This window comes from Streptomyces hyderabadensis, from assembly GCF_020404845.1.
Classification (GTDB): Bacteria; Actinomycetota; Actinomycetes; order Streptomycetales; family Streptomycetaceae; genus Streptomyces; species Streptomyces hyderabadensis.
Window position 1 is genome coordinate 149,842 of sequence record NZ_JAIOJZ010000013.1, and the last position, 10,557, is coordinate 160,398.

The 10,557-nt window shown below is 73.4% G+C and carries 12 protein-coding genes; 6 read left to right on the forward strand and 6 right to left on the reverse strand.

Annotated elements, in window-relative coordinates:
* The first annotated feature begins 309 nt into the window (after window positions 1-309).
* A complete protein-coding gene (locus tag K7854_RS13095; RefSeq protein ID WP_372481028.1) occupies window positions 310-918 on the forward strand; it encodes a flavin reductase family protein in 609 nt (202 codons plus the stop codon).
* A 177-nt stretch (window positions 919-1,095) separates the two neighbouring features.
* Window positions 1,096-1,566: a GNAT family N-acetyltransferase gene (locus K7854_RS13100; protein ID WP_226026617.1), complete on the forward strand. Its 471-nt coding sequence runs from the start codon at window positions 1,096-1,098 to the stop codon at window positions 1,564-1,566.
* 17 nt (window positions 1,567-1,583) lie between these two features.
* Here K7854_RS13100 and arfB read toward each other — a convergent pair whose 3' ends face one another.
* Window positions 1,584-2,021: an alternative ribosome rescue aminoacyl-tRNA hydrolase ArfB gene (arfB, locus tag K7854_RS13105; protein WP_226026618.1), complete on the reverse strand. Its 438-nt coding sequence runs from the start codon at window positions 2,019-2,021 to the stop codon at window positions 1,584-1,586.
* Between the two features lie 157 nt (window positions 2,022-2,178).
* On the opposite strand from arfB, the gene K7854_RS13110 reads away from it, so the two are divergent.
* Window positions 2,179-2,754: a TerD family protein gene (locus K7854_RS13110; protein ID WP_030191275.1), complete on the forward strand. Its 576-nt coding sequence runs from the start codon at window positions 2,179-2,181 to the stop codon at window positions 2,752-2,754.
* Between the two features lie 100 nt (window positions 2,755-2,854).
* Here the strand turns inward: K7854_RS13110 and K7854_RS13115 are convergent, their stop codons facing one another.
* Both K7854_RS13115 and K7854_RS13120 read right to left on the reverse strand, forming a co-directional pair.
* Window positions 2,855-3,538 (reverse strand): response regulator, encoded by a 684-nt coding sequence (locus tag K7854_RS13115; protein ID WP_226026619.1) that lies wholly within the window; start codon window positions 3,536-3,538, stop codon window positions 2,855-2,857.
* The gene (locus tag K7854_RS13120; protein ID WP_226026620.1) at window positions 3,535-4,791 is read right to left on the reverse strand and encodes a sensor histidine kinase; all 1,257 of its coding nucleotides are present in this window, start codon (window positions 4,789-4,791) and stop codon (window positions 3,535-3,537) included. The genes K7854_RS13115 and K7854_RS13120 overlap by 4 nt, the downstream gene beginning before the upstream one ends.
* A 253-nt stretch (window positions 4,792-5,044) precedes the next feature.
* Here K7854_RS13120 and K7854_RS13125 point away from each other — a divergent pair, with 253 nt between their 5' ends.
* Both K7854_RS13125 and K7854_RS13130 read left to right on the forward strand, forming a co-directional pair.
* Entirely contained in the window at window positions 5,045-5,614 is a 570-nt protein-coding gene (locus K7854_RS13125) for a GlcG/HbpS family heme-binding protein (protein WP_226026621.1), read from the forward strand.
* A gap of 77 nt (window positions 5,615-5,691) precedes the next feature.
* On the forward strand, window positions 5,692-7,107 hold the full coding sequence (locus K7854_RS13130) for a M1 family metallopeptidase (protein ID WP_226026622.1): 1,416 nt from the start codon (window positions 5,692-5,694) through the stop codon (window positions 7,105-7,107).
* A gap of 24 nt (window positions 7,108-7,131) precedes the next feature.
* Here K7854_RS13130 and K7854_RS13135 read toward each other — a convergent pair whose 3' ends face one another.
* The gene (locus tag K7854_RS13135) at window positions 7,132-8,103 is read right to left on the reverse strand and encodes a bifunctional GNAT family N-acetyltransferase/NUDIX hydrolase (protein ID WP_226026623.1); all 972 of its coding nucleotides are present in this window, start codon (window positions 8,101-8,103) and stop codon (window positions 7,132-7,134) included.
* 9 nt (window positions 8,104-8,112) lie between these two features.
* On the reverse strand, window positions 8,113-9,207 hold the full coding sequence (locus K7854_RS13140) for an NAD(P)-dependent alcohol dehydrogenase (protein WP_226026624.1): 1,095 nt from the start codon (window positions 9,205-9,207) through the stop codon (window positions 8,113-8,115).
* Window positions 9,208-9,315: 108 nt separating this feature from the next.
* Between K7854_RS13140 and K7854_RS13145 the strand changes: the two genes are divergently transcribed.
* A complete protein-coding gene (locus tag K7854_RS13145; protein WP_226026625.1) occupies window positions 9,316-9,915 on the forward strand; it encodes a TetR/AcrR family transcriptional regulator in 600 nt (199 codons plus the stop codon).
* 2 nt (window positions 9,916-9,917) lie between these two features.
* Here K7854_RS13145 and K7854_RS13150 read toward each other — a convergent pair.
* Window positions 9,918-10,557: DUF4328 domain-containing protein (locus K7854_RS13150; protein ID WP_226026626.1), on the reverse strand; the 640-nt coding region annotated here is incomplete at its 5' end.

Sequence of the window (10,557 nt, forward strand, 5' to 3'; positions counted from 1 at the left end):
AGACCTCGCAGTGAATCAAGGGTGCTCTTCGGCGCCTTTACTGATGGTGCCCTGGATCGTGCTCTTGCAGGTTCCCCGCCACTGAATCACAGTGCGCTCCGCACTCGGTACACAGGGTCAACAATTACCGCTTCTTGTGACTCAAGTCACAGCGAAACATGAACAATTGAGTGGGGTTTCTGTGTTTTCCCGGTGCGTTTACCGATCGCAAAGTTTGTGGGAATGCGCACGTCTCCTTCCGTGGTCCTAGGTCCCGGTTCGGACCGGGGGCCGATGCCCCGCCCACGCCCCGGAGATTAGCGTGACGGGGTGCCGAACACTCCGCCTCTCACGTATCCCGGGGCTCCCGCCGCCCCCGCTACCCCGTTGCCCCCGTCCGCCTCCGGGCATGCTGAGGGGGTGAGCAACGAGGAGTTCCGTGCCGCCATGTCCCGGCTGGCCTCGGGCGTGGTCCTGGTGACCGCGCAGGAGCCGCCGCTGGACCCCGACGACCCGCTGGCGCCGCGCGGCGAGGACGTCGGCATGACGGCCACCGCCTTCATGTCGGTCTCCCTGGACCCGCCGCTGGTCCTGGTCAGCCTGCGCGAGGGCTCCCGCATGGACGACCTGCTGGACGAGCAGCCCCTGTGGGCGGTCTCCGTGCTCGCCGAGAGCCAGCGGCACATCGCGGGCCGCTTCGCGATGAAGGGCCGGGTCAGCGACCGCCTGCTGTTCGCGGACATCCCCTACGTACGGGGCGAGGCGACCGGGGCGCCCCTGGCGGGCGGCGCCCTGGCGACCCTGGAGTGCCGCACCGAGCAGCGGGTGCCGGCCGGCGACCACACCCTCGTGATCGGCCGGGTCCTGACCGCCGCGCTGCCCAGCGCGGACGGCGGCCCGCTGACCTACTTCCGGGGCCGGTACCGACAGCTGGGCTGAGCGGAACCCGGCTCGCCCGGCCCGGCACCGGACGGCTGGGCAGAGCGAATCCGGATCACCCGGCCCGGCACCGGACAGCTGGGCTGAGCGAATCCGGCCCGCCCGCCCGGCACCGGACAGCTGGGCTCAGCGGAATCCGGCTCGCCCGGCGCGGGGGCGCCCGCCTAGGGTGCGCGCATGACGACCGGCACCGGGCTCCGCCTGGAGAAGATCACACCCGCGAACATCGAGGCCGCCCTCGCCCTACGGGTGCACCCCGAGCAGGAGTTCGCCGTCGACCCGGTGGTGAAGTCCCTCGCCGAGGCCTACGTCCACCCCGAGACGGCCTGGCCGCGCCTGATCCTCGACGGCGACCGCCCCGTCGGCTTCCTCATGGGCTTCTTCGGCATCGACTGGTACGACGACGGCAGCGCGCTGCGCTCCGGACTGTGGCGGCTGAACATCGCCGCCGGGGAGCAGGGCCGGGGCTACGGCCGCTTCGCCGTGGAGTCGGTGGCCGCCGAGATCCGGCGCCGCGGCGGCACGGAGTGCTTCGTCACCTGGCACCCCGGCGAGCACGGCCCCGAGGACTTCTACCTGCGCCTCGGCTTCCGCCCCAACGGGGAGAAGGCCGAGGCGGAGACGGTCGGCGTGCTGGCGCTGGACTGAGGCAAGGCCCCGCCCGGTCAGTCCCAGCCGCGCGCGGAGCGCCCCCGCTTGGTCTCCGAGCGCTGCTTCTTCTCCCGCAGCCGGCGTTCGTTGATGCCGCGCGGGATGCGGGTCGGCCTGCGCGGCCTGGGCGGCGGCGCGGTGGCCTCGGCGAGGAGGGCGGCCAGGCGCACGGCGGCGGCCTCGCGGTTGCGCCACTGGGAGCGGTGCTCGGAGGCGCGGACGGTGACGACCCCGTCGGTCAGCCGCCCGGCCAGCCGCTCCAGCGCCCGCTGCTTCCAGACCTCGGGCAGGGCGTCGGTGCGCGCCAGGTCGAAGCGCAGCTCCACCGCCGTGTCCGTGGTGTTGACGTGCTGTCCGCCGGGCCCCGAGGAGCGCGAGAAACGCCAGACCAGCTCGGCCTCGGGCAGGGAGACGGAGCCGCGTATGACATGGGGACCGGACATGTCCTCCATGTTCCCGCCCGCGAGCGGCCCGCGTCACCCGAATATCCTGATCACGCTCCAGGTAAAGAAAGTAAAGAGAGGCGGAACCTTGTGGACCCCTCTCGACGTTCATGGTGGTAGCTGTAGCTTTCTTGCCGTACGTAAACGAGGGAAGGGACTCCCAACAATGGCTGTAAGCCTGTCCAAGGGTGGCAACGTCTCGCTCACCAAGGAGGCTCCGGGCCTGACCGAAGTCACCGTGGGGCTCGGCTGGGACGTCCGCACCACCACCGGCACCGACTTCGACCTCGACGCCTCCGCGATCGCGGTCAACACGCAGGGCAAGGTCTACTCCGACGCCCACTTCGTCTTCTTCAACAACAAGCAGACGCCGGACAACACGATCGTCCACACCGGTGACAACCGCACCGGCGAGGGCGCCGGCGACGACGAGGCGATCAACGTCAACCTGGCCGGTCTCCCGGCCGACATCGACAAGATCGTCTTCCCGGTCTCGATCTACGACGCCGAGAACCGCTCGCAGAACTTCGGCCAGGTGCGCAACGCCTACATCCGCATCGTCAACCAGGCCGGCGGCGCCGAGATCGCCCGCTACGACCTGTCCGAGGACGCGGCCACCGAGACCGCCATGGTCTTCGGCGAGCTGTACCGCAACGGCGCCGAGTGGAAGTTCCGCGCCGTCGGCCAGGGCTACGCCTCGGGCCTGGTGGGCATCGCCCAGGACTTCGGCGTGAACGTCTGACGTTCCCCGTCGCTTCGCCGCGACGCGAAGGCCCCCCGGACGTCCGGCCGGGGGGCCTTCGTACGTCCCGGCACGTCCCGGTACGTCCCGGCACGTCCCGTCAGGGCAGCAGGCGCTGTTCCTTCGCCACCGCGACCGCGCCCGCGCGGGTGTCGACGCCGAGCTTGTCGTAGATGCGGCGCAGATGCGTCTTCACCGTGGCCTCGCTGATGAACAGGGCGCGGGCGATCTCCCGGTTTCCCAGTCCGGTGGCGAGCTGGGCCAGGATGTCGCGCTCGCGGTCGGTGAGGGCGGGGCGCGGCCTGCGCAGGTTGGCCATGACCCGGCCGGCGACCGGCCCGGACAGCGCCGTACGGCCCCGGGCGGCGGCGTGGATGGCCGCGAACAGCTCCTCGGGGCGTTCGGCCTTCAGCAGGTAGCCGGTCGCGCCCGCCTCGATGGCGCGGGTGATGTCGGCGTCGGTGTCGTACGTGGTCAGGACGAGGACGTGCGGCGCACGGCCGGTGCCCGTGGTGCCGGTGCCCGTGGTGCCGGTGTCCGCGGTGAGGCGGCGGGTGGTCTCCACGCCGTCGATGCCCGCGCCGAGCTGAAGGTCCATCAGCACGACGTCCGGCGCCAGCCGGGCGGCGAGCGCGAGCGCTTCCTCGCCGGTGCCCGCCTCGCCGACCACCTCGATGCCGGGGGCGCTGTCGAGCAGGGCGAGCAGCCCGGCGCGTACGACCACGTGGTCGTCGCAGACCAGGATGCGCACGGGGTCGGGCCCGCCGTCTGCCGGGTCGGTCATCGGGGTGCCTCCTGCGGGTCGGCCGGGGCCGGCGGGTCGGTTCGGGGCGGGTCCAGGGGCACGGCGGCGGACAGGGCGGTGCCCTCGCCGGGTGCGGACTCGACGGTCAGGGTGCCGCCGAGCTGGCGCAACCGGGCCTGCATGGCGGGCAGGCCGTGTCCGCGCAGCCCGGCGGGGGCGCCGGACGGCTCGGCCGGGTCGAAGCCGTGGCCGTCGTCGGTGACGTCCAGGACGACCTCGTCGTCGAGGAGGGTGAGACTGAGCACGGCGGTGGACGCGCCCGCGTGCTCGCGGACGTTGGACAGCGCTCCCTGGGCGATGCGCAGCAGCGCCGACTGGACGCGGTCGGGCAGCGCCGGGACGCGGGCGCCGTCGTCGACGTGGACGCGGACGGTGAGGTGGTCGCCGGACTCCCGCGCGGCCAGGGCCCGCAGCGCCGCCTCCAGGCCGCCGCCGCGGGCGAGGTCGGCCGGGGCCAGGTCGTGGACGAAGCGGCGGGCCTCGGCCAGGTTGTGCTCGGCGACGGTGGCGGCGCCCCGGACGTGGGTGCGGGCCTTGTCCTGGTCGGACTCCCAGACCCGCTCGGCGGCCTGGAGCAGCATCCGCTGGCTGGACAGGCCCTGGGCGAGACTGTCGTGGATCTCCATGGAGAGCCGCTGGCGCTCGGCGAGGGTGCCCGCGCGGCGTTCGGAGGCGGCGAGTTCGCGCCGGGTGCGGATCAGATCGTCGATCAGGGCGCGCTGCCGGGCCGCCTGCCGTTCGGTGTGCAGGAACACGGCGGTGGCGAGGGCGGCGACGGCGGGCGGGGCGAGCAGCAGGTTGGGGTCGAAGCTCCCGGCGAGCCGCAGCTGCGCGGCGACCACGAACGCCGTCAGGACGGTCACCAGGACCAGCGCCGCCCGGGCGGGCAGGGTGCGCAGTCCGGTGTAGAAGAGGGGCACCGCGCACCAGGCGAAGCTGGGCGCCAGCACGACCAGCACCATCCACACCACGACGACCGGGCCCAGCCAGGCCAGGCGCCGCCGGGCGGGCGGGAGAGCGGGACCGGACGACGGCTCCGGCCCGCTCAGCACGGGTCCGAGCAGGTGCAGCACGGCGAGCGCGAGGGACAGGGCGAGGATCCACGGGGTGCGGGGCTCCCCGGGGTGGCGCAGCAGGAAGCGGGCCAGGGCGCCGCCGAGCAGCAGGAAGAACGCCACGTGCATGACGGCCCCGAGCCACCGGGTGTCCGGGTGGTCGTACGGCTTCGGCATCCGTCACCCGCCTCCTTACGACCGTCTCTGTCGGCGCGCTGCTCTCCAAGCTGCCGCAGAACTTCGCTGAGCTGCGCGAACACTCCCATGGTGCCCTCTTCGGAGGTCCCGTGGGTCAACCGATCGGACGACCCCGCCGTCGCCCGTTCCGTCACCCACCGGCAGCCGGAACGGCGACGGTGCGCCCCCGGTGCGGGACGGAGGGTGGAGAGCGACGAACCGCCCCCCTCACCACTGCGAGGAGCAGACCACCATGAAGAAGACCCTCTCCCGCCGCGCCCGGCTCGCCACCGGCGGTGCCGTGCTCGCCGCCGTCGCCGCCGGCACCTTCGGCACGGTGGCCGCGAACGCCTCCGCGCCCGAGGCCGCCCAGGACTCCGCGGTGTCCGCCGCCCCCGCCGCCGCGGCCGGCAAGCGCGACACCACCACCTCCACGCACCTGACCGCCGACGCCGCCACCGAGGCCGCGCGGGCCGCGCTGAAGGCCGCCGAGCAGGAGGGCCAGCGGGTCACGGTCGCGGTCGTGGACCGCAACGGCAACACCATCCTCACCATGCGCGGGGACGGCGCCGGGCCGCAGTCCTACGAGTCGGCCGAGCGGAAGGCGTACACGGCCGTCTCCTGGAACGCCCCGACCAGCGAGCTGGAGGGCCGGCTGGAGAACGCCCCGAACCTGAAGGACATCCCCGGCACGCTGTTCCTGGGCGGCGGAGTCCCGGTCACCGCGGGCAAGGCGCCGATCGCCGGTATCGGGGTCGCGGGTGCGCCGTCCGGCACCCTGGACGAGAAGTTCGCCCGGGCCGGTGCGGCGGCGCTGAACTAGGCACCCCTGGCGCCCTCCGGGTCCCAACAGCCGCTCCCAGCGGGCGTTTCACGTGAAACACCCCATAGGATCACGAGGTGCGCACCTCCCGTCTGCTCGTAGCCGCCGCCACCGTCCTCGCCCTCGCGGCATGCAGTGGCGGTGGCGCGGTCGACGGCACCCCCGGCGGCTCGGGCGTACGCGACCCGTACTTCCCCAAGGCGGGCAACGGCGGCTACGACATCGGCCACTACGACCTGACCCTGGACTACGACCCCGGCACCGACGCCGAGGCCGGTCACCTCACCGGCAGCGCGACGATCACCGCTCGCGCGACCCGCGACCTGTCCGCCTTCGACCTCGACCTCAAGGGCCTGGACGTCGAGGGGGTCACGGTCGAGGGCCGGGACGCCCGCTTCAACCGGGCCGGACAGGAACTGACCGTCCGCCCGGCCGAGGAGCTGAACGACGGGGAGACGTTCCGCGTGACCGTCCGGTACTCCGGCGAGCCGGAGACGATCACCGACCCCGACGACTCCGAGGAGGGCTGGCTGCCCACCGCCGACGGTGCGGTCGCACTGGGTGAACCGACGGGCTCGATGGCCTGGTTCCCGGGCAGCCACCACCCCTCCGACAAGGCGACGTACGACCTGGCGATGACCGTGCCCAAGGGCCTCGGCGTGGTCTCCAACGGCGAGTTGCGCGAGGAGCGGACCCGGGACGGCCGGACGACGTTCACCTGGCACACCGCCGAGCCGATGGCGAGCCATGTCGTCACCGTCGCCGTCGGCGAGTGGGAGACCGACCGCTCCACCACGGAGGACGGCCTACCGGTGTACACGGCCGTCGACCCGACGCAGGCCGACGCGAGCCGGAAGGTCCTGAAGCAGATCCCCGAGATCATGGACTGGGCGCAGGAGAACTTCGGCCCCTACCCCTTCTCCTCCACCGGCGCGATCGTCGACCGCGACGAGGACGCCGGGTACGCCCTGGAGACCCAGAACCGGCCCTACTTCCCGGGCGCCCCGGACACCGTGCTGCTCGTCCACGAACTCGCCCACCAGTGGTACGGGAACTCGGTCAGCCCGAAGACCTGGCGGGACATGTGGCTCAACGAGGGCTTCGCCACCTACGCCGAATGGCTGTGGGAGGAGGACCACGGCGGCGACTCCGCCGAGGAGACCTTCGAGGCCCTCTACGACGGGACGTACTACGAGGACGCCGCCGCGAACGAGTCGATCTGGGCGTTCCCGCCCGCCGACCCGCCCGACGCGGCGCACATCTCCGACAGCCCGGTCTACCAGCGCGGCGCGATGGTCCTGCACAAGATCCGCCAGACGGTCGGCGACGACGCCTTCTGGGACCTGCTGACCGGCTGGGCCGCCGCCCACCGCCACGGCAACGCGGACACCGCGGACTTCACCGCGTACGTGGAGAAGTCGGCGCCGGACGAGGACTTCTCGGAGATCTGGGCGGACTGGCTGCGCGGGGACGGCAGACCGGACTCCCCGTGAGCCGGCCGCGCGGCCACCGCCGCCTCACCCTTCGCCGGCCCCGAAGGTCTCCAGCAGCAGGGCCAGGTCCGGCGGCCACAACGGCTCGGGCGCGGTGGCGAGTTCGGCCGGGGTCCACCAGCGCCAGGTGAGGATGCCATCGGCGGCGTGCGCGGCGGCGAGGTCGGGGCCGGTGGGCTCGCGGCGGGGGCCGCGGGCGACGTAGACGTGCTCGTACTGGCGGACGGGGCCCACGCCCAGGTGGGTGAAGTCGTGTTCCCAGGTGCAGAGCAGCGGGCCGGGTTCCAGGTCGGTCCAGCCGGTCTCCTCGCGCACCTCGCGCAGGGCGCCCTCGCGGGGGTTCTCGTCGGCCTCCAGGCCGCCGCCGGGCATCGCCCAGTGCACGCCGACCTCGACGTTGTCGTAGCGCAGCAGGAAGACCGCGCCCTCGGGGTCGAGTACGGCGACGCGGGCGGCGCGGCGCGGGGTGCGCGGCCGGTCGCTGGGCAGTTCCCTGCGCAGCACCGTGCACGGGCGGTCGGCGCCGAGGTCGCGGCGGTGGTCCAGGACGGTGTAGCCGAGGGCGGTCCAGAAGGCGAGCCCGGCGGTGTTGCCGTCCAGGACGGCCAGCCGTACCGCGGTGCGGCCCGCGGCCCGGAGGTGGTCCTCGACGAGGGAGGCGAGCTTCCTGCCGCGTCCCTGCCGGGTCAGCCCGGCGTCGACCATCAGCAGCCCGATCCACGGGTCCGGGTCGGACCGGTCGGGGTGCCGGGCGAGCGTCACCGCGAGCCCGACCAGCCGCCCCGCGTCCCTGGCGAGCAGCACCTCGGCGCCGGGCCGCGCCAGCTCGTCGGCGAGCGCGGCCGCCACCTGCTCCGGACGGATGTCGTCCGGATCGGGGAAGTCGCCGCTGAGCGCGTGGAAGACGCGCTGGGAGGCGTAGAGGGCGGTGAGTTCGGTGAGCACCGGTCCCGGGATGTCGTGGTCGGGGGTGAGGGGCAGCGGGGTGAGGATCACCGGGGCAACCTATCGAGCCGCCGGGGCCTGCGGCCCGGGCCGGTCCAGGTCGGAGAGGTCGAGGACGAAGCGGTGGCGGACGTCGCCCCGGTCCAGGCGGTCGAGGGCCTCGTTCACCCGGGCGGAGGGGAGGAGTTCGATGTCGGCGGTGATGCCGTGCGCGGCGCAGAAGGCCAGCATCTCGGCGGTGCCCGTGCGGCCGCCGCTGCCGGCCGAGCTGAGCTTCTTGCGGCCGATGAGCAGGTCGAGGGTGTCCAGGGTGAGCGGCCCGAGGTGTCCGAGGTGGCTGAGGGTGCCGTCCACGGCGACCAGGCGGAGGTAGGGGCCGAGGTCGTGCGGGACGGAGACGGTGTCGACGAGGATGTCGAACCGGTCGCGGGCGGCGGCCAGTTGCCCGGGGTCCGTGGAGACGACGAACCCGCGGGCGCCCAGGCGGCGGGCGTCCTCCGCCTTGTCCGGCGACCGGCTGATCACCGTGGTGTCGGCGCCGAGCGCGACGGCGAACTTCACGGCGAGGTGGCCGAGTCCGCCGAGACCGGCCACGGCGACGCTGGTGCCGGGTCCGGCGCCCAGGGCGCGCAGCGGCTCCCAGACGGTGATCCCCGCGCACAGCAGCGGTGCCGCGGCCGCCGGGTCCAGGCCGGCGGGGAGGGCGTACGCGAACCGCTCGCCGAGCACGTACTCGCGGCTGTAGCCGCCGAGGGTGGCCGATCCGTCGACGCGGTCGGTGCCGCCGTAGGTCAGGGTGGGGAAGGCGTGGCAGAAGTTCTCCCGGCCCGTCCGGCACATGGCGCAGGTGCCGCAGGAGTCGACGATGTTGCCGACCGCGACCGGGTCCCCGGCCCGGAAGCGGGTGACCCCGGTACCGGTCTCGGTCACCACGCCCGTGAACTCGTGGCCCGGCACGAGGGGGTCGGGGCCGCCCCCGTCGGCGCCCCGGGCCCGGACGGCGTGCAGGTCGGTGTGACAGACGCCGCAGTAGTCGACCCGGACGGCGATGTCGTCGGGGCGCAGGTCGCGCCGTTCCAGCGGGGCGCGGCGCAGGGCCGGGGTCGTCGCGGCGCCGTTCCCGGGCTCCGCCTGCCAGCCCACGGTGGTCCTCATGGTTCTCCCCAGCTCCTCAAACAGACTGTTCGGTCTATTTGAGCGTAGACGCATGCGCGGCGTCAGGCAAACCAACTGTTCTGTTTGGCCGTGGGATACCCTGGGGCCATGCCCGACCGCACGCCCGACCAGCCCCTGACCTCGCGCGGAGCCGCCACCCACCGGCGCATCCTGGACGTCGCGACCCGGGAGTTCGCCGAACACGGGATCGCCGGGGCGCGCGTCGAGCGGATCGTGGCCGCCGCCCGCACCAACAAGGCGCAGCTCTACGCGTACTTCGGCAGCAAGGACGGGCTGTTCGACGCGATCTTCTTCGGCTCGCTGGACCGCATCGTGAACGTCGTGCCGATCGACGCCGACGACCTCGCGGACTGGGCCGTGCGCCTCTACGACGAGTACCTGCGCCGCCCCGACCTCATCCGGCTGGCCACCTGGGCGCGGCTGGAGCGGCGCCCGGCGGGGCACCTGGTCGAGGACGCCGACCGCCGCGACGACGCCAAGCTCCGGGCCATCGCCGAGGCCCAGGCGGCGGGGCGGGTGCGGCCGGGCGACCCGTTCGACGTGCTGGCCCTCGTCATCGCCATGTCCATGGCCTGGTCACCGGTCAGCAACGTCTACGCGGCGACCGCCGACGAGCCCGAGGAGGCGCACGAACGCCGCCGCGCCCTGCTCCGCGACGCGGTCCGCCGGGCCACGTCGCCGGCCTGACCTCAGCGGACCCGGCCGGCTCCGCCGCTCCCCTCGGCGCGCTCCCCCTGGAGCCTGGTGAGCCGGGAGACGAAGAGCACGGCGAACACGGTGCTCACGACGGCGACGACGTCGCCGCCGAGGGCGTTGAGGACGGTCTCCCTGGCGTCCGCGGCGGTCTTCTCCTCGTCCCAGGTCTTGTAGGCGCTCAGCTCCGTCGCGAGGTGGGCCACCCACAGCCACCACCAGGTGTGCATCAGCCACCGTCGGGCACCCGCCGGGCGTCCGGTCGTCGCCGTCCAGATGTCGTTGGCGATCTGCTTGGGCAGGAAGAAGTTGACGACCGGGATGAACCAGGAGCCCACCGCAAGGCCCGGCCGGTACCGGATGCGGCCCGGCGCGAACGACTCGGCGTTCTGCCGCATCCGGCGGAACCAGCACACCCACACGACCGCCGCCGCGAGCAGCACCAGCAGGCCCAGGCCCTCGGCCAGGAAACCCGTCACCTGCAGCGCCCTGAAGTCGTCGATGCCCCTGGGGGACGAGGAACCGGGCCGCCCGCCCAGCTCGCCGTAGACGGTCAGGAGGACGGTGAAACCGCACAGCACCGGCACGACGAACAGGATGAGCAGCACGTTCAGCGCCGTGGCCGGCCCCTTCGCC

Bases quoted from the DNA above. Each gene is read 5' to 3' on its own strand.
- K7854_RS13115 (WP_226026619.1), bottom strand. From the start codon at position 3,538: ATGACCGACCCGGCAGACGGCGGGCCCGACCCCGTGCGCATCCTGGTC.
- K7854_RS13110 (WP_030191275.1), top strand. From the start codon at position 2,179: ATGGCTGTAAGCCTGTCCAAGGGTGGCAACGTCTCGCTCACCAAGGAG.
- K7854_RS13120 (WP_226026620.1), bottom strand. From the start codon at position 4,791: ATGCCGAAGCCGTACGACCACCCGGACACCCGGTGGCTCGGGGCCGTC.
- arfB (WP_226026618.1), bottom strand. From the start codon at position 2,021: ATGGAGGACATGTCCGGTCCCCATGTCATACGCGGCTCCGTCTCCCTG.
- K7854_RS13125 (WP_226026621.1), top strand. From the start codon at position 5,045: ATGAAGAAGACCCTCTCCCGCCGCGCCCGGCTCGCCACCGGCGGTGCC.
- K7854_RS13100 (WP_226026617.1), top strand. From the start codon at position 1,096: ATGACGACCGGCACCGGGCTCCGCCTGGAGAAGATCACACCCGCGAAC.
- K7854_RS13140 (WP_226026624.1), bottom strand. From the start codon at position 9,207: ATGAGGACCACCGTGGGCTGGCAGGCGGAGCCCGGGAACGGCGCCGCG.
- K7854_RS13145 (WP_226026625.1), top strand. From the start codon at position 9,316: ATGCCCGACCGCACGCCCGACCAGCCCCTGACCTCGCGCGGAGCCGCC.